Source organism: Candidatus Latescibacter sp. IFSED24 (assembly GCF_058273205.1).
In genome coordinates, this window is record NZ_CM177850.1 from 1,541,295 (window position 1) to 1,560,147 (window position 18,853).

At 68.2% G+C, this 18,853-nt stretch carries 14 protein-coding genes; 9 read left to right on the forward strand and 5 right to left on the reverse strand.

From position 1 onward, the window contains the following. Positions 1 to 28: 28 nt before the first annotated feature. The 9 genes from pgsB (at position 29) to IFSED24_RS06400 (ending at position 11,188) form a co-directional block, all read left to right on the forward strand. A complete protein-coding gene (gene pgsB, locus IFSED24_RS06360; RefSeq protein WP_491334379.1) occupies positions 29 to 1,201 on the forward strand; it encodes a poly-gamma-glutamate synthase PgsB in 1,173 nt (390 codons plus the stop codon). Then, the gene (gene pgsC, locus IFSED24_RS06365; RefSeq protein ID WP_491334380.1) at positions 1,201 to 1,674 is read left to right on the forward strand and encodes a poly-gamma-glutamate biosynthesis protein PgsC; all 474 of its coding nucleotides are present in this window, start codon (positions 1,201 to 1,203) and stop codon (positions 1,672 to 1,674) included. The genes pgsB and pgsC overlap by 1 nt, the downstream gene beginning before the upstream one ends. Next, entirely contained in the window at positions 1,655 to 2,794 is a 1,140-nt protein-coding gene (pgsW, locus tag IFSED24_RS06370) for a poly-gamma-glutamate system protein (RefSeq protein ID WP_491334381.1), read from the forward strand. Before pgsC ends, pgsW begins: the two co-directional genes overlap by 20 nt. Then, positions 2,791 to 3,696, forward strand: a complete 906-nt coding sequence (locus IFSED24_RS06375; RefSeq protein ID WP_491334382.1) for a hypothetical protein — start codon at positions 2,791 to 2,793, stop codon at positions 3,694 to 3,696. Before pgsW ends, IFSED24_RS06375 begins: the two co-directional genes overlap by 4 nt. A gap of 12 nt (positions 3,697 to 3,708) precedes the next feature. Continuing rightward, entirely contained in the window at positions 3,709 to 5,235 is a 1,527-nt protein-coding gene (locus IFSED24_RS06380; RefSeq protein WP_491334383.1) for a surface lipoprotein assembly modifier, read from the forward strand. Between the two features lie 10 nt (positions 5,236 to 5,245). After that, positions 5,246 to 7,654, forward strand: coding sequence for an SUMF1/EgtB/PvdO family nonheme iron enzyme (locus tag IFSED24_RS06385; RefSeq protein ID WP_491334384.1), 2,409 nt, complete (start codon positions 5,246 to 5,248; stop codon positions 7,652 to 7,654). 55 nt (positions 7,655 to 7,709) lie between these two features. Beyond that, positions 7,710 to 8,891 carry an acetyltransferase domain-containing protein gene (locus tag IFSED24_RS06390; RefSeq protein WP_491334385.1) on the forward strand — a complete coding sequence of 394 codons (1,182 nt, stop codon included), beginning with the start codon at positions 7,710 to 7,712 and terminating at the stop codon, positions 8,889 to 8,891. 131 nt (positions 8,892 to 9,022) lie between these two features. After that, complete coding sequence (locus IFSED24_RS06395) at positions 9,023 to 10,279, forward strand: NHL repeat-containing protein (RefSeq protein ID WP_491334386.1); 1,257 nt, start codon at positions 9,023 to 9,025, stop codon at positions 10,277 to 10,279. Positions 10,280 to 10,426: 147 nt separating this feature from the next. Beyond that, positions 10,427 to 11,188, forward strand: a complete 762-nt coding sequence (locus tag IFSED24_RS06400) for a hypothetical protein (protein ID WP_491334387.1) — start codon at positions 10,427 to 10,429, stop codon at positions 11,186 to 11,188. A gap of 59 nt (positions 11,189 to 11,247) precedes the next feature. Here the strand turns inward: IFSED24_RS06400 and IFSED24_RS06405 are convergent, their stop codons facing one another. Genes IFSED24_RS06405 through IFSED24_RS06425 form a run of 5 tightly spaced genes read right to left on the reverse strand, consistent with a single transcriptional unit; the run spans position 11,248 to position 18,701 of the window. After that, positions 11,248 to 11,979: a type III pantothenate kinase gene (locus IFSED24_RS06405; protein ID WP_491334388.1), complete on the reverse strand. Its 732-nt coding sequence runs from the start codon at positions 11,977 to 11,979 to the stop codon at positions 11,248 to 11,250. Beyond that, on the reverse strand, positions 11,976 to 12,845 hold the full coding sequence (gene nadC / locus IFSED24_RS06410) for a carboxylating nicotinate-nucleotide diphosphorylase (protein ID WP_491334389.1): 870 nt from the start codon (positions 12,843 to 12,845) through the stop codon (positions 11,976 to 11,978). Before nadC ends, IFSED24_RS06405 begins: the two co-directional genes overlap by 4 nt. After that, on the reverse strand, positions 12,845 to 14,863 hold the full coding sequence (uvrB, locus tag IFSED24_RS06415; RefSeq protein ID WP_491334390.1) for an excinuclease ABC subunit UvrB: 2,019 nt from the start codon (positions 14,861 to 14,863) through the stop codon (positions 12,845 to 12,847). The genes nadC and uvrB overlap by 1 nt, the downstream gene beginning before the upstream one ends. 2 nt (positions 14,864 to 14,865) lie before the next feature. Then, complete coding sequence (locus tag IFSED24_RS06420; protein WP_491334391.1) at positions 14,866 to 15,915, reverse strand: helix-turn-helix domain-containing protein; 1,050 nt, start codon at positions 15,913 to 15,915, stop codon at positions 14,866 to 14,868. Between the two features lie 20 nt (positions 15,916 to 15,935). Continuing rightward, positions 15,936 to 18,701 (reverse strand): valine--tRNA ligase, encoded by a 2,766-nt coding sequence (locus tag IFSED24_RS06425; protein WP_491334392.1) that lies wholly within the window; start codon positions 18,699 to 18,701, stop codon positions 15,936 to 15,938. Between the last annotated feature and the right edge of the window lie 152 nt (positions 18,702 to 18,853).

The window sequence follows — 18,853 nt, forward strand, 5'->3', positions numbered from 1 at the left end:
CGTCCGGTCGGCATGCACCCCGTGAGCAATGAAACTGATCGCGCTTCTTCTGCTGCTGTTGATCGCCATGGGCGTCTGGGAAACCGCGCGGCACCGCTGGTTCCTCAGGCGGATCCCCGTGCGCGTGCACGTCAACGGTAGCCGGGGCAAGAGTTCGGTTTCGCGGCTCATCGCCGCCGGCCTGCGCGGCGGCAACCTGCGCGTGGTGGTCAAGACCACGGGTTCGGCGGCGGCCATGATCCACGTCGATGGCCGCGAGACCCCGGTCATCCGCCGGGGAGGCCCCAACATCCGCGAGCAGCTGCGCATCATCCGCGAAGCCGCCCGCGAGCAATGCGACGCGCTCGTGATCGAGTGCATGGCCGTGCGACCCGACCTGCAGCGCACCTGCGAGCACCACATCGTGCGATCCACCCACGGCGTGATCACCAACGTCCGTCCCGATCACCTCGAGGTCATGGGACCGACCATGCCCGACGTGGCCGCCAGCCTCGCCGGCACCGTGCCGCGTCGCGGCCACCTCTTCCACGCCGAGGATGTCTTCGCCGATTACTTCGCGGGACGCTCCCGGGCACAGCACTCCCGGTGCACGCGGGCCGATGGCGACACGGTATCCGCGCGGGAGATGGAGGGCTTCCGGTACGTGGAGTTCCCCGAGAACGTCGCGCTTGCCCTGGATGTCTGCCAGGCCGTCGGCGTGCCCCGCGAGGACGCCCTGACCGCCATGTACGCGGTCCAGCCCGACGTCGGCGCCATGACGCTCTGGACCTTCGTGGAGGAGCGCGGACCGGTCACCTTCGTCAACGGATTCGCCGCCAACGATCCCCAGAGCTACCTGCGGATCTGGGAACGGCTGAAGCTGCACGAACGCGCCGATGAGGTCGTCCTGGTGTTCAACAACCGCGAGGACCGCATGCGACGCGCCAAGGACCTGACGCCTCTCTTCGGCCGCCAGCTCACGGCCGGCCGCTATGTCCTGATCGGCGAGGAGACCAGGATCGTGGCCGACATGCTGCGCCGTGAAAAGGTGCCCATGGACCGCGTCGAGGATCTCGCCCGCCGGCCCGCCCCCGAACTCTGGGCCATGCTGGTCGAACTCTGCCCGCCCGGAGGACTGATCATCGGAATCGGCAACATCAAGGGCATCGGCAACGCGCTGCTCGACCATCTGCGCGCCCGGTTGCCCCAGGAGGTCGCCTGATGCTCTATCAGGCCATCGGTCTCGGATTGGTCGTGAGCCTGGTCTTCACCGAGATCCTCGGCCTCGCGGCCGGCGGTCTCGTGGTCCCCGGCTATATCGCGCTGTTCCTCGACCAGCCATTGCGGATCCTGGGCACGGTGCTGGCGGCCCTGGTCACCTTCGGCTTCGTCCGGCTGCTGGGCAACTTCATCCTGCTCTACGGGCGCCGCACCATGGTCTTCTGCGTCCTGGCGGGATTCTTCTTCGGATACCTCACCCGCTACCTGCTGGTGCTCAACGATCTGATCGGCCTGGGCATGGAGGCCACCCTCATCCAGTCGGTGGGCTACATCATCCCGGGGCTGATCGCCTACTGGATGATGCGGCAGGGCATCGTCGAGACGCTCTGCACCATGTTCATGGCCGCGTTCATCGTCCGGCTGGCCCTGGTGGTCGCCCACGGAGGCAAGCTCATTGAGCTGGCGTTTGGATAGCCGTCGCAAGTGGATCCTGCTGGGTCTGGCCGTGCTGGCGCTGCTGTTGCAGTCGTTGCTCGACGCCACCCGCGCACCGGTTCGCCAGCGTGATTACGAGTTGAAGCTGACCGCTGCCCAGAATGCGAGCCAGGCGTTCGCCGTCCTGCGCGCGCACCGCCAGCTCGACGACGCCCACCTCGACATGCTCAACGACCCGGCGGGCACCGGGCTCATCGGTCCCGAGTTCAGCCAGATCACTAACGCCCAGGGCAATCTCGAGGCCAAGCTCACCAGCCTGAACCCCAACTGGGCCGGCGTACTGGTCCAGTACTTCCGCCAGGCCAGCCTCAAGCCGGGCGATCCCGTGGCGGTGGCCATCTCCGGATCGTTCCCCGGCATGAACATCGCGCTCTATGCCGCCATGGAGACCATGCGCCTGCGCCCGGTGGTCATCACCTCGGTGGGCGCCTCGATGTGGGGCGCCAACGATCCCGATTTCACCTGGCTCGACATGGAGACGGTGCTCTTCGACAAGGGTGTCTTCACCACCCGCAGCGCCCTGGCCAGCTTCGGCGGCGGCAACGATCGCGGCCGCGGCCTGAGCCCCGACGGTCGCGCCATGATCGAGGAGGCCGCCCGCCGCAACGGGGTACCCCTGCTCGAGCCGACGAGCATCGAGGACGCCATCGCCCAGCGCATGGCCTTCTACGAGCAGGAAGCCCGTGGGCGAGCCTACCGCCTGTACATCAACGTGGGCGGCGGTGTGGCCAGCCTCGGCAGCAGCCACAACCGGACGTTGCTGCCCTCGGGCCTCACCCAGGAACTCGGCGCACACAACTGGACGCGCAAGGGCACCATGATCCTCTTCTCGGAGAAGGGCGTGCCGGTGGTCCACTTGCTGCGGATCGTCTCGCTCGCGCGCGACCTGGGGCTGCCCATCTCCCCCGACTACACACCCGCCCCCGGCGAGGGCGAGATCTTCGTCAAGACCATGTACCGGTTCTGGCTGGCGCTGGCGGTGCTGGTGGTCTACTGCGGCCTCTGCGCACTGATCCTGGCGCCGGAACTACGCCGCGGCATCTTCGACATGTGGCCGCGCCGGCGCCTGCCGGAGTCGGCCGAGGAGGACAGGGTATGAGAACGTGGCGGTCCATCGCGCCTGTCCTGGTGTTGATGACCATGCTGTCGGTTCCCGCGGTCGCCGAGACCTCGTGGGTCTCGATCAAGGATCTCGGCGGCGTGCGCGAGGCCTGCCTCGACGTGGGCGGTCGCCAATTCGAGTATGCGGTGCTCGGTGGAACCGATGCCGCCACCTGCGTGGTGGCGGGGCCGCGGCGCCTCAAGCTCGTCAGTCGCTACGTCTTCGCCGACGGCGACCTCGACCGCGTTCCCTACACGGTGATCCTGAGCGTGGACGGGCACGAGGTCCTGCGCAAGTCGTTCACGGGCAAGCCGCACGACACCATCACGCTCTGTGAGGATGGCCGGCGCGTCGGCACGCTGCGCCGGGGCTACCTCGAACTGGCCGCCGGCAGTCACGAATTGACCATCCGGGCCGAGGCCGAGGGGAACGGCAAGGTCGCCATCCGTCTCTATCGACAGGTGCGCCGCCGCCGGGAGAGCTGGGTGCCCTTCGCTCCAGAGGCCTACGCCGGGGTCCGTCACCTGCAGTTCGAGAGTGGCAGCACCTCCACGTACTACCATTTCGATGCTGACCAGCCCCTGCGGATGACCGTGGGCGGCCCGACCTCGCTGCGGGTGCGCACTCGCCTCGACTTCGACCACACGATGAACGGCAGCCAGACCTACACCCTCGAGGTGACCATCGACGACGAGGTCTGGCGGACCTTCCACTTCGACAGCACCGCGCTCAGCAGCGCGATCTGGCTCGAGCGGCAGGATATCCTGCCCGGCAACCGGCGTGAGTTCCGGATCACGGTCCCCCGGGGCCGCCACGAAGTGGCGATCCGCTGCGTCCGGCCGGACGCCTGCGGCATCGCCACCATGATCCACATCCCCAAGAGCGACCTCGAGCGCTAGGAGAGCCCGTCCATGATTCTGCGCCCTCGATCCTCTCCTCTGATCCCCTGGCTCGCCGCCGTGCTGCTGGCAGGAGCCCTCGCCGGCTCCGCCGCGGCCGGCTTCGTGGTGGAGCCCACATCCCGGGTCACGGTGATCCCCGTGGGCGACAAGGACTACTACCTGCTCGACCAGGAACCGATCCTGGTGCTATTGCAGGGACCGGGCCGCCTCTATGGCTATGCCCGAGCCGGCTTCGCGCCGGGCGAGTCGGGCACCAAGTCGGGCACCATCATGCTGCAGGGCGTGGGCGAGCGGACCATCAAGCTGCCCCTCAACTTCGAGCCCAGCAGCGTCTCCACCTGGGGTGACGGTCGTCCTGGCCGGCCGAGCATGGGCCGACAGTTCGAGTTCTACATCCCCAAGGGCATGTGGAGCGTGCAAGTCAGCGGGACCCAGCCCGAAGGGAACCTGCTCGCTGCGAATCTCTATTTCGACGGCCCGCCGCAGCCGACGGCCGGAGCGGTCGAGGGCGATGCGCGGGTCCGCGAGAGCCCCTGGCGCTATCGCAACCAGTTCGGCGTCGAGGTCATCTACGACGACAACGTCATCACGCAGAGCGACGACGGCGTCGACGCCTGGGTCGACGGGGTCACGCCCGAACAGTTCCGAATCGGCGCCATCGAGGACCTGCTGGTGGCGCCCTGGCTCGACTTCGCCGCCGAACGCAACTTCTGGGACTTCGGCAAGACGCGCCTCCGCTTCAAGATCAAGCGCTGGATGTACACGCAGAATCCGATCAAGACCAACACCGATCTGAACTGGTACATCCGCCAGTACTTCCCCGGTGGCAAGTCGCTCGAGCTCTTCATCCACTACGCGCCCGAGCAATTCATCCGCATGCTCTCGGACCGGCCGCCCTACAGCGATCCCGACGAACCGATCGAGTACAAGGAGTTCCGTTTCACGCGCAACGTGGTGAACCTGAGCTGGCGCCACCGCCTGAGCAAGAAGTTCGATTACCAGCTCATCGTCGAGACCAACATGCGCTACTACAACAAGCCGTTCATCGAGAACGATATCGAGGCCTGGGAGATCCGCGGCTCGGTGGGCTACAAGATCCACCGGCGGCTGAAGCTGTCCTTCGACTACAGCTACGAGGATGCCAAGGCCCGTGGCTACGACGCCGCCGACGAGGACAGCGACCACAACGACGACGGCGACGCCAGCTACCGGCGCGACCTCTACCGCGTGGGCTTCGCCTGGACCACGCGCTGGGCCCGGCCGTTCTTCGACTCCATCGACGGATCGTACCTGTTCATGGATTACTACTACCCCACCTCCGTGCCCCTCTTCGACGACCCCTACCACGTGGGCCGTCGCGACAAGGTGACCAAGGTCTCGGTCAGCCTCAGCAAGCGGATCAACAAGACCATCAGCGTCTACGGCGATTTCCGATACTCCGAGCGCGCGGTGGAGTCGCCCTACTACGGCGACATCACCCTGGACAAGGATTACATCCAGCACCGTTACTGGGTCGGCATGACCTACAGATTCTAGAGGAGTGGCCATGCACGCGAATCTGACGACACGACACCTGCTGCTCATCGCCGCGGCGCTGCTGACCATGGCGGCGCTGCTGGCCGGCGGCTGCGCCAAGCAGGACCTTTACGATCCGCCGGGTTCTCCCTACGCGATCGAGGGCCAGCTGCCATTGCCCTCGATCAACGAGGGCGTGGACGTCATCGGCCGCAGCGCGTTCGTCGCGGGCGGCGAGGCGGGTCTGCACTCGGTGGACTGGACCGATCCGGCGGCCCCCCAGCTGCTGGCCACGATCAACACAACCAAGTACGCCGACGACGTCCAGGTGCTGCGCACGATGACCGACGGCGTGCTGCGCGACATCTGCCACGTGGTCGAAGGTACCGAGGGCGTCACCAGCTACGACGTCACCGATCCGGCCATGCCCATCAGCTACAGCACCGGCACCACGGCGGTGGTCGGACGCACGGTCTACATCGACCAGTCCGATGATCCCACCGAACCTTACATCGTCTACCTGGCCGAGGACTGGAAGGGCGTGCGGATCTTCGAGTCCGTGCCCGCCGACCCCGGCGTGCTCGCCTACAACGGCGTGTTCGTGGGCACCAACGGCAAGGCCTACAGCCTCGTCGTGCGCGACGGGTGGGGCTACTGCGCCGACAACGAGATGGGCCTCTGCGTGCTCGACCTGCGAATCCTCGACCTGAACGCGGTGCGGCTCGTCTCATGGGCCGACACCCACGGCACCGCCCGGGCCGTGGCCATCGAGGGTGACTACGCGTTCGTGGCCGATGGCGTGGAGGGCCTGGCGGTCTTCCGGATCCACGAGGGCGACACTCCGGAGCTGGTGGCCCATTACGACCTCGGCGGCTTCAGCGAGGCCATCGAGGTGCGCGACGGCCTCTGCGCCCTCGCGGCCAACGGCGGCGGCGTCCACTTCATGGACGTCAGCAACCCCCTCGAGCCCATCTACCTCGGCACCACTCCCACCAGCTACGCCACCGACGTGGCCTTCGCCGACGACGGCCACTGCATCGTGGTCGATGAGGACGACGGTCTCCTGGTGCTCGGCGGTCGTGGACCGTTCCTCGACAAGACCCGTCCGGGCAAGGTCGGCGATCTGGCCGCCCTGCCCGCCGGCAACCGCGCCATCGATCTGTCCTGGACCATGACCGGCGACGACCGGTTCATCGGCACGGCCGCGAGCCTGGAGATCCGCATGGCCGACGCTCCGATCATCGACGAGGAGACCTGGGACGCGGCCACCACGCTGTCGGGACTCCCCGTGCCCGAGGCCCCTGGCACCCTCATGACCCTGACAGTGGGAGACCTGGAGCCCACCACGACCTACCACTTCGCCATGCGGGTCATGGACGATGCCGATCAGATCTCGGTGCTCTCCAACCCCGCCAGCACCAGCACCACTGCGGGCATCACCCTGCGCAATGCCAGCCTGGACATCGACGGCGGCACCATTGAAGACACCTTCACCTACCAGATCGAGGCCATCTGGGAAGCGCCCTTCACCGCCTCTGAGGTGATCATCGACGGCACGCCGCAGACCATGACCAACGTCGAGGGCAACCTCTACCGTTATCAGACCACCCTGCCCACCGGGGCCCACACCTACTCATTCCGCTTCACCGCGGCCGACGTGGCCGACGCCGTCACCGAGGACGCGTCCGGCCCGCTGGTCGGTCTGGTGGCCTTCACCATGGGCAGTCCCCTCGGCGAGAACGGCCGTGACGATGACGAGGTCCAGCGCACCGTGGTCCTGAGCCACGACGTGGTGGCCGAGCCCCACGAGGTGACCCAGGCCGAGTGGGACGCCGTGATGCCCGCCGGCAGCAACCCCGCGCAATTCCCGGGGGCGAATCGCCCGGTCGACAGCGTGCTCTGGCTCGATGCCATCCGCTACTGCAACGCCCGCTCGCTGGACGAGAGCCTGACCCCGGTCTACGCGATCAACGAGGTGACCGGTGCCGTGGACTGGGATCGTGGCGCCGACGGCTACCGCCTGCCCACCGAGGCCGAATGGGAGTACCTCTGCCGCGCCGGCACGACCACCGCTCTGTACAGCGGCGATCTTGTCGAGCTGAACTGCCGCCTCGATTTCAACCTCGACAGCATCGGCTGGTACTGCGGCAACGCGGCCGACGGTACCGAGGTGGTTGGTCAGAAGACCGCCAACCAGTTCAACCTTCACGACACGAGCGGCAACGTGCGCGAATGGTGCTGGGACTGGTACGACACCGTCACCACCGAGACGGTGCTGGACCCCGAGGGCCCGTCGCTCGGCGTGCGTCGGTCCTGTCGCGGCGGCTCCTGGTACTACAGCGCCCAGGATTGCCGCAGCGCCGCCCGCGGATCGTTCCCGCCCGACAGCCCCGACAACACCGTGGGCTTCCGCGTGGTGCGGACCGTTTTCAGCCGCTGATCCCCTGCGGCCGGGCGGAACCTCCGGGTTCCGCCCGGCCCCCGGAAAGGACGTCATGGCCGCCAGAGCGATCACCAAGAATGCCGCCAGGACCAAGGCCGCGCCCGGCACCCAGCCGGCCGCCATGCCCGGCAAGAAGCTACGCTTCACCTTCATCGACGAGTTCCGGGGACTGATCGGGATCATGATGGCGCTGGGCCACGCCCAGTACTACATGAATGCGGCCTGGCTGAGCCTCGACCCCATCGACCCCTTCTTCGACAACCTGCCCCAGTTCCTCATCCGCTACATGGGGTACCTCTGCGCCCCGGGCTTCCTGATGATGAACGGCGCCATGGCTTACTGGGCGTTCACCCGCCGCCGCAAGCGGGGCCTGAGCCGCGGTCGCGCCACCTGGGACTTCGTCCAGCGCGGCCTTTTCCTGGTGGTGGTGCAGTGGGTCTGGGTCAACGCGGCCTGGGGCGGCTTCTCGCGGCTGCGCCTCGACCACATGGGCATCATCGCCACCATCGGCATCAGCATGATCCTGGTGGCCCTGATGGTCGAGTGGAAGTGGTGGCAGCGGCTGTCGGTAGCCGCCGCCGGTTTCTTCATCCACCCGTTGCTCCTGCGGATCCCCTACGATCACGACGGCTGGCTGCACTATCCCATGCAGTTCTTCGTCGACAGCGGCGACTTCACCAAGTATCCCCTGATCCCCTGGTTCTCGCTGGCCTGCGTGGGCTCGGTCATGGCGCACTTCTGGTTCACCGTCTGGACCGACAAGCGCAAACCCGACGAGCGCGCCTACAAGAGCATGGGCCTGGGTCTGCTGCTGGTGATCGTCGCCTTCGGGCTGCGCGACTGGGGCAGCGCCTACGCCAACATCTTCCCCAGCGAGGGCTGGTTCACCTACAGCTTCTTCCTGGTGCAGAAGTATCCCCCGAGCCTGACCCACCAGTTCTGGTTCGCCGGCGCGGTGATCTTCATGGTGGGCCTGTTCGCCTGGATCGACAACCGCTGGCCGGTGCTGCGGCCCCTGGCCGTGGTGGGCAAGGTGCCGCTGTTCTTCTACTGCGTGCACATCCCGCTGCTGGCCATCGTCTTCCGGCGCCTGAACCTGTTGCCCTACCACGCGGGCGACGTGTCCGACAGCCTGCTGGTCTGGGTGGGCCTGCTCGCGGTGATGTACCCGCTGGCCATCTGGTTCGGCAAGGTCAAGCGGACCAACAAGAGCTGGTTCATCAGGATGATCTGAGACCAGCCTGGACCAGGTCGGCCGGGGGCGTCGCGAGCGGCGCCCCCGGCTTCGTTTTGCCCGTAACCAGTCGGGCAGGTCTGCGTAGAAAGTCAGGTCGTCCACGAACTCCAGACCGACGAGGTTGCGCCATGTCCTGCCCCCGCCCTGTCCGGACCTGTCTGCTACTCGGCACCCTCCTGGCGCTGATGAGCTGTCCCCCCGCAGCGCAGACCGTTGAGGCCGCCGACGCCCCCCTCATCCGCAGCGGTGCCGAACCCCGCGCCGGCGTGCGTACCCTGGAACTGGAGGAGCTCTGGCGGCGCGGCGGCGAGGACGACGAGGAGGTACTCTTCGGCGTGCTCATGCAGGTGGCGGTCGACCGCGAGGGCAACATCTACCTACTCGATGGCCAGCTCTCCCAGGTCACGGTCTTCACGCCCGACGGCGAGTTCCTGGGCAACCTGAGCCGCGAAGGCGATGGACCCGGCGAGACGCGGCGCCCCGGCGACATGTTCCTGACCGACGACGGGCGTCTGGGCCTGGCCACGGGGTTTCCGGGCCGCGTGGTCTATGTCGACCTCGCGGGACAGCCCGCCGGCACCCTGGAACTCGGGGCCGGCGACCCCGCCCAGGGCGGATTCGCCATCCTGCGCAGCAGCCGCTACGGCGGCGGTCTTACCGTGCTGGGATCGACCCTGGTGAGTACCGATCAGGCGGCCGGCATGCAGGTCCGAAAGCCGCGCATCGCCGCGCACGCGGACGACGGCGCGGTGACCGCGACCTACTTCGAGGACAGCTACGAGCTGGTCTTCAGCGAGCAGACGTTCCACGAGGCGAGCCAGCTCGACATCGCGCTGCGCCGGTTCAGCGTGGATGGCCAGGGCCGGGTCTACATCGCGCCCGACCGCGAAGCCTATCGTGTGGAGGTCTACGAGCCCGACGGACGGCTCCATCACGTCATCGAGCGCGACTATCCCGAGCACCGGCGCACCGCCGACGAGCTCGAGGAGTGGCGTCGCCTCTTTGCTGCCTCCATGCGCAACGTGCCTTTCGAGATGCAGATCGACCTCTGCCCCACGGCCGCCCCCATCGATTGGATCTTCGGCGGGCTCTGGGCCCGCGAGGACGGTCGCCTCTGGGTGCGAAACAGCCGCAGCGCGGTGGACCAGCCCCCGGGAGTCATGCTCACCTACGATGTCTTCGCGCCCGATGGCGGCTTCGTCGAGCAGGTCCGCGTGGCCTGCCCCGGCGACGGCCAGGAGGACGCCATCTTCTTCGTCAGCACCGACCGCATGATCCTGGTGACGGGGTTCATGGACGCGGTGCGCGCCATGTTCGGCGGGGTCGAGGGCCACGAGGACGCCGAGCCCAGACCCATGGAAGTGATCTGCTACGGGGTGCGCTGAGCGAGCGCCCATCGCGGCTGCGTTTCCCGAAAAACGGATACTTTACCGTCTTGTCGTCCGTTCCCGGTTCGCGGTATGCTGCCACGATACGGCGCGGACGGCAGCCTGTTCGCGCGAGCGTTCCATTCTCCGTCCCGGGAGGTCCCCATGGCCAGCCGTTCCGGCCTCCGCCTCATGCTCGGCGGCGCGCTGCTCGCTCTCATCCTCGTGCCCGTGGCCCTGGCCGCCACCGAGCTGCTCAAGAACGGCGACTTCGAGTCGCTCAAGAACGGCGACGCACTCCGCCGCGATGACGATGGCCAGGACTGGTACGAGAGCCGCAAGGACAAGGAGGGGCGCAAGCAGCTGATCCTCAGTTCCAAGAAGGTCGCCGGCAACAAGACCAAGAAGGCCATGCTCAAGGCGCACCCCGAGTTGAACACCTACCTGTCCCAGCGCCTGGCCAAGACCCAGACCGGCAAGCTGCAGATCACCTACGACATCTGCATCAAGCAGATCCGCCCCGAGTACGACCGCTCCGGCTTCTTCTTCGCCGGCGTCAGCAACGACAAGAAGAACGGGCCCAACAGCACGGGCAAGGAGCGCTTCGTCTTCCTGGGCTTCGCCAACACCGACCGCGAGGGCAAGATCGACCTGTTCGCCCGTGAAGCGGATTCGGACTGGGACGAATGGACCGTGCTGGCCACGGGACTCGACCTCATGACCTGGTACACGGTGACCGTGAGCGTGGACATCGCGGCCGGCAACTATACCGTGCAGGTGGGCGACGGGCCGGTGAGCCAGCCGCTGGCAGCCTTCAAGACCAAGAAGCTGCCGTCTCCCGAGAAGATCACCCACATCAGCTTCGCCACCTGGAACGATGGCGCGGGCACCTTCTTCGTCGACAACGTGAGCGTGGTCGCACCCTAGCGGCCGGCTCCCATGCGCCCGGTTCCCCTGAGCCCGCTCTTCCCCCCGGAGGAGCGGGCTCACTTCAGGAGCAAGCAGGCCAGTCCGCGCAGGGTCCAGTGGGGATCGTGCAGCCATTGCGGCCTGGCCAGATGAACGCCCAGGCCGCCGGTGACCACGACCCGGGCAGCGGGGATCTCGGCGAGCAGCGCCTCCACTGTCCCGGTGACCCCGTGCACCCCGACATGGAAGGCGCCGATACCCAGCGCCTCCTCGGTGTCGCGCCCCGGCCGCAGCTCGCAGGGCGCGAAGGACACGGGCCAGAGCCGCGCCCCGGCTCGCTGGAGCTGCTCCGCCGCGAAGGCCATGCCCGGCGCGATGAGTCCACCCAGGAAACGCCCGTCCTGCAGGATGTCGATGGTCGTCGCGGTGCCGGCATCGACCACCAGGGCATCGGCGAATCCCGCAGCGACGGCCGCAGCCACGTTGCACCAGCGGTCGGCGCCCACGGTCTCGGCGCCGCGCACCGCCACCACGAAGGGGAAATCCCAGGTGTGATCGACGAGCCGGGCTTCCGGGAGCGCCCGCACCACCGCCGCATTCACCGCCGGCACCACCGAGGCCACGCCCACGGGCTCGCCGTCGCGCCGGCACGACGCCAGCCGCTCGGACAGGGCCTCCTGCTCCGCTTCCGTGTGCGGTGTCTGCTGGGCGAAGAGCAGCGCCGGTGGTTCCGTCAGACGCCCGCCGCCGACCACGCCGCGCGCCACCACGGTGCGCGTATTGCCCACGTTGACGAGGAGCACGGTCATGGCTGGAGCTCCATGTCCAGGCCCAGATCGAGCGCCGGCGCCGAGTGGGTCAGGCGGCCCACAGAGCAGGCATCCACCCCGGCCCGGGCGAACTCGCCGATGGTCGTGAGGTCGACGTTGCCGCTGGCCTCGAGCAGCGTGCGCGACGCGGTGCTCCGGTCGCGCCGCCGGACCGCTTCGCGCGCCTGCTGGGGAGTGAAGTTGTCGAGCAGGACCCACTCCACCGCCAACGGCAGCACCCGGTCGAGCTGGTCGAGAGAATCCACCTCCACCTCGATGGCCAGGTCGGGATGGTCGCGCCGGCCCCGGGCCACCAGCTCGGCGATGCGATCGCCCCCGGCCGCCCAGTGGTTGTCCTTGAGCATGATGCGGTCGTAGAGGCCGAGGCGATGGTTGCTGCCGCCGCCGCAGCGGACGGCGTACTTGGCCAGGGCGCGCCAGCCGGGCAGGGTCTTGCGCGTGTCCAGGACCCGGCAACGTGTGCCGGCCACGGCGTCGACGTAGCGGGCGGTCAAGGTGGCGATGCCCGAGAGCTGCTGCAGGAAGTTGAGCGCCGTCCGTTCTGCGGTGAGCAGCGGGGCGGCGGGACCCGAGAGTTCGGCCGCCACGTCGCCGGCCAGCAGGCGGTCGCCGTCCGCGACCCGGAGCCGGACACCGACCAGGGGATCGAGGTGCGTCAGCAGCGGCGCCAGCAGCGGCAGACCGGCCACGACCCCGGGCTCGCGGGCCACCACCCGCGCCAGCGCCGTCGTGCCGGCCGCCACGGTGATGGCGGTGGAGACGTCCCCGGTGCCGATGTCCTCGGCCAGCGCCTGGGCGACCAGCGTGTCGAGCCAGGCATGGTGGGGAAAGCGGTGGCGGTCCATCACGACTCCTTGTCGCCGCGGAGCCCCACGCCCCACTGAGCCTTGAGGTCCTCGATGCGATCGCGGATCTGGGCGGCCTTCTCGAACTGCAGCGCGCCGGCCGCCTGGCGCATCTCGCTCTCCAGCATCTCGATCATGTCGCGCGGCGTCAAGTCGCCACGCAGGATGTGCTCCCAGGGCCGCTCCTCGGTCGCGGGCTCCGGCTGCCGATCGCCCGCGGCCATGGTCTGCTGCATGATCTCCTCGCGGGTCTTGTGGATCGTCCGCGGTGTGATGCCGTGTTCCTCGTTGTAGGCGAGCTGCTTGGCGCGGCGGCGCTCGGTCTCGTCGATGGCCTTGAGCATGGAATCGGTGAGGCGGTCGGCGTACATCACCACCTTGCCGTTGACGTTGCGTGCGGCGCGGCCGGCGGTCTGGATCAGCGAGCGGGCGCTGCGCAGGAAGCCCTCGCGGTCGGCGTCGAGGATGGCCACCAGAGAGACCTCGGGCAGGTCCAGCCCCTCGCGCAGCAGGTTCACCCCCACGAGCACCTCGCTCTCCCCCAGTCGCAGCTTGCGCAGGATCTCGATGCGGTCGAGCGCCGAGATGTCGCTGTGCAGGTAGGTCACCTTCAGGCCGGCCTGGCCCAGGTACTCGGTCAGATCCTCGGACATCTTCTTGGTCAGGGTGGTCACCAGCACGCGCTCGCCGCGCGCGGTGACCTCGCGGCAGCGCGCCATGAGGTCGTCGACCTGGGTAGCCACCGGCAGCACCTCAATGGGCGGGTCGACCAGGCCGGTGGGCCGGATCACCTGCTCCACGAACACGCCCCCGCATTGGGCCAGTTCCCAGTCGCCCGGGGTGGCCGAGACGAAGATGGTGCTGGGCATGAGCTGCTCGAACTCGTCGAACAGGAGCGGGCGGTTGTCCAGGGCGCTGGGCAGACGGAAGCCGTGTTCCACCAGCTTGAGCTTGCGCGAGCGGTCGCCGTTGTACATGGCGCCGATCTGGGGCACGGTGGCGTGCGACTCGTCGATGATCAGCAGGAAGTCCTCGGGGAAGTAGTCGAGCAGGCACGCCGGCCGCTCGCCCGGGCGCCGGTCGTCGAAGTAGCGCGAGTAGTTCTCCACGCCGGGACAGTGACCGATCTGCTGGATCATCTCCATGTCGTAGCGGGCGCGGCTCGCCAGGCGCTGGGCCTCGAGCTGCTGGCCGCCGGCGTCGAACTCGGCGAGGCGATCCTCGAGGTCGCGGGAGATCTGTTCGACGATGCTCTGCGAGCGGCTGCGGTCGGTGATGAACTGGCTCGCGGGGAAGATGGCGGCCTGGCCCACCGCCTCGAGGGTCTTGCCCGAGAGGTGGTCGATCCAGGCGAGACGGTCGATCTCGTCGTCGAAGAACTCGATGCGCAGGGTGCGCTCCTCGTGGGCCGCCCGCACCTCGACCACATCGCCGCGGACGCGGAAGGTGCCGTAGTCCGGAGCGGTGTCGTTGCGCCGATAGGTGGCGTCCACGAGCAGCTGCAGGAATTCGTCGCGGTCGAGGCTCTGTCCCTGCTCGAGGTGGATGATGCCTTCCTTGAAGGTGCGTGGGTTGCCGAGGCCGTAGATCGCCGATACCGAGCAGACCACCACCACGTCGCGGCGGGCCAGCAACGAGCTGGTGGCGCGCAGGCGCAGTCGCTCGATCTCGTCGTTGATGCTGGTGTCCTTCTCGATGTAGGTGTTGGTCTGGGGGATGAAGGCCTCGGGCTGGTAGTAGTCGTAGTAGCTGATGAAGTATTCCACCGCGTTGTGTGGGAAGAATCCCTTCAATTCGCCGTAGAGCTGGGCGGCCAGGGTCTTGTTGTGGCTGAAGACCATGGTCGGCCGCTCGAGCTGCGCGATGACGTTGGCCATGGTGAACGTCTTGCCCGAGCCGGTGACTCCCAGCAGGGTCTGGAACCGGGTGCCGCGCCGGATCTCGGCCACGAGTTGCCGGATGGCCTCGGGCTGGTCACCGGTGGGAACGAAGGGGGCATGCAGATCGAACAGGCCCACGCTCAGCCGCCGTCACGGTCGACCAGGAAGCGATCGAGGACCACGGCCTGGCCGGGCCGCCAGCGGCTGACATCCTGCGGCTGGCCGTTCAGCGAGACCTGGGCGCCGCGCAGGTCGTCCAGGCTGAGCGTGAAGTTGTCCTCGGCGCCCCAGTAGATGGCGAACCCGCCGCGCACGGCATAGGCCTGTCCCGCCCGGATGTTGTAGGCGGGCAGGGGACCGGGTCGATCGGGCCAGATCACCGGGACGCTGCTGCCCGAGCCGTCGCGACGCACGGTGCAGTTGGTGGGCGCCGGGAGCACCACGCGCAGGACCAGCGGGAACGTGGCGCCGTCGGTGAACCGCAGCGCCGAATCGCCACGCGGCGGCGGAGCGAGGTCGGCATGGTCGACGCTCTCGTCGGCTGAAGCCGCCGGCGGGGTGGCGGCGGTTCCGGTCTCGTCGTCCACCCCGCCGAAGCTGTACTGCTGCAGCCGTGCCAGACGCTCTTCCGGGGTCTCCGTGCGCTGTGCAGACCCCAGCTCCGACTGGACGGCTGCCTGCTCCGGCTCCTGTGGGACCGGGGTCGCGGGCGTGGGCTCGACCACCGCCGCCACCGGCCGACTCGGCGGCGGGCCGGCCGCCTCGTCACCGTCGCGGTCACCACCGAAGAGCGTCATCCCGAGCCAGATCAAGACGATCAGGCCGACCACGATACCCACGGCGATCAGCGTCAGCCTCAGCCAGGGCACGCCGACACGCTTGACGGCGACCTCGTCCTCGGTCCAGACCATCTCCTCGGACATCTGGGGCGTCTCGGGTCGCCCCGTGGCCAGCTCGTAGACGCGCAGGATGTCCTCGGTATCCAGACCGAGCCAGCCGGCGTAGTTGCGCAGGAAGCTGCGCACGTAGAGCGGTCCGGAGAGCTTGTGGTACTCGTCGCGCTCCATGGCCTCGATCAGCCGCAGCGGGATCTTGGTCCCCTCGTGGGCCGTGTCCACATCGATACCACGCGCCTCGCGGGCCGCCCTCAGCAGCTCTCCCGGGGTCCGGTTGGGAAAATCCTCGGCCATGCTTCGCCTCCCGCGGGTACTCAGGTCCCGAGCCCCTCGAGCCGCTCACGCAGCGTGAGGGCCTTGGCCTCGTTCTCCGCCAGCAGTTCCTTCTGCTTCTCGACCACCTCGACCGGAGCGTTGCCCACGAACTTCTCGTTGGCCAGCTTGGCGCGGCAGCCCTTGAGCCAGCCCTCGATCTTGGCGAGCTCCTTGGTCAGGCGCTCGCGCTCCTTCGCCAGGTCCACCAGGCCCGCCATGGGCAGGAAGACCTCCACGTCGCCGGCCAGCCCCACGCCGGCGGGCTTGGGATCGTCGCCGCCGCAGACCACGCCCACCGTTTCCAGCTTGGCCAGCAACGCGATCAGCGGCGCGTCCGCCTCCAGCGCCGCGAGGCGGTCCGCTGACGGCACGCGCAGGACCGCCTGGCCCCGCCGGCCCGGCTGGACTCCGAGCTCGCTGCGCAGGTTGCGGAGCACCCCCGTCACCTCCATGACCGTGGCGAAGGCGTCCTGGTCGGCGGCGAAGGGGGCCGCGCCGTTGGCCACCGGATAGGGCGAGACCATGATCCGGCCGCTGGTGGCGGGCAGCCAGCTCCAGAGCTCCTCGGTGATGAACGGCATCACCGGGTGGAGCAGCTTGTAGCTGTGCGCCAGGTTCAGCACCGCCACCATCAGCGCGGCCGCACCGGCCTCGGGGTCGCGCAGCCGCGGCTTGGCCGCCTCGAGGTACCAGTCGCAGAACTCGTGGCGGAAGAAGTTGAAGGCGCCGTAGGCCGCGTCGTTGAGCCGCCGGCGGGCATAGTGCTCGTTGCATTCGGCGGCGGTGGCGCACAGGCGGCCCAGGATCCAGCGGTCGGGCAACGCCAGATCGTCGTCGGTGAGGGTCGCCGGCGGCTCGGCACCGAAGGTGTCGCGCCAGAGCGCGGCCAGGGTGGCCGCCGGCGCATGCTGCCAGTCGCGGCCGGCGATCAGTTCGATCCGGCCGCAGGGCGGTGGCGTCGGTGTCGACTGCGCCTCGAGACCCGACTCGTCCCAGACGCCGAGAATCAGCTTGGTCGCCTGGAAGATCTTGTTGCAGAAGTTGCGGCCCACCTCGAGGGAGGACTCGCTGTAGAAGATGTCCTGGCCGGTGGGCGTGAGCATGACCAGCGAGCAGCGGAGCGCGTCGGCGCCGTAGCTGTCGATCAGGTCGATGGGGTCGGGGCTGTTGCCCAGCGACTTGCTCATCTTCCGCCCCTCGGCGTCGCGCACGATCCCGGTGAACAGCACCTCGCGGAACGGCGGCTCGTCGAGGAACTCGTAGCTCGCCATGATCATGCGGGCCACCCAGAAGAAGATGATGTCCGCGGCGGTCACCAGGACGCTGGTGGGATGGAAGCGCTGCAGGTCGGCGGACTGCTCGGGCCAGCCCAGCGGCGAGAACGTCCAGAGCCAGCTGGAGAACCAGGTGTCGAGCACATCGGCGTCCTGCTCGATATTCTGCGATCCGCACGCGGTGCAAGCTGCGGGCGTCTCGGCGGCCACGACCTCGGCCTGGCATTCCTGGCAGTACCAGACCGGGATCCGGTGTCCCCACCAGAGCTGGCGGCTGATGCACCAGTCGCGGATGTTGCGCAGCCAGTTGTGGTAGACCCCTACCCAGCGCTCGGGGAAGAGGGTGATCGTCCCGTCGTCCACCGCGGCCACCGCCGGCGCAGCCAGCTCCTCCATGCGCAGGAACCACTGCTTGCTCAGGTAGGGCTCGATGATGGTGCCGCAGCGATCGTGGTGCCCCACCTGGTGGACGTGCTTCTCGATCTTCGCCAGCAGGCCCAGCTCCTCGAGCGCGGCCACCGTGCGCTGCCTCGCCTCGAGGCGGTCGAGGCCGGCCAGTTCGCCGGCCGCCTCGTTCATCACCCCATGCGGGTCCATGCAGATCACCTGGGGCAGGTCTTGGCGCTTGCCCACGAGGAAGTCGTTGGGGTCGTGGGCCGGCGTGATCTTGACGTAGCCGGTGCCCTTCTCGGGGTCGGCGTGGTGGTCGCCCACGATGGGAATCACCCGGTCGGTCAACGGCAAACGGATCGTGCGACCGATGAGATGCTTGCGCTCGGGATCGTCGGGATTCACCGCCACGGCGCTGTCGCCGAACATGGTCTCCGGACGGGTGGTGGCCACCGTCACGTGCCCCTCGCCATCGGCGAAGGGATAGTGGATGTGCCACATGGCGCCCTCGAGTTCCTTGTACTCGACCTCGTCGTCGCTGATGGCGGTCAGGCAGTGCGGACACCAGTTCACCAGGTAGAGGTCGCGGAAGATCAGGCCCTTGCGGTGCAGATCGACGAACGCGCGGGTCACCGCCCGGTTGCGCGCCTCGTCCATGGTGAAGGCCTCGCGCGGCCAGTCGAGCGAGCAGCCCAGGCGGCGGAGCTGGGCGGTGATCCGCCCGTGGGTGTGCTCCTTCCAGGTCCAGGCGCGCTCGAGGAAGGCCTCGCGGCCGGCGCTCCGCTTGTCCAGCCCCTCTTCACGCATCTGGCGGCTGACCACCTGCTCGGTGGCGATGCTGGCGTGGTCGGTGCCGGGGACCCAGAGCGTGGCGTAGCCGAGCATGCGATGCCAGCGGATCAGGGTGTCCTGGATCGAGTTGCCCAGGCAATGCCCCATGTGCAGGATGCCGGTGACGTTCGGCGGCGGCAGGGTGATGACGAAGGGTTCGGCTCCCTCGACATCGCATGGCGCGAACAGTCCCTCGTCTTCCCAGAGGGAATACCACTTCTGCTCGATACCCTGGGGCGCGTACTGCGCCATCTGCCTGATGTCGTTCACGGGACGCTCCCTGGCGGGCCGCCGGGCGGCCACGCCATCTGCCGCGTTGCGGGAAGGGTGAAAGGGCCGATTCCATCGCGAGTTGACCGGCTGGGAAGGTAACACCGCCCGCAGGCGACATCAACCGACTGGTTCGGCGGGGACCTCCACCG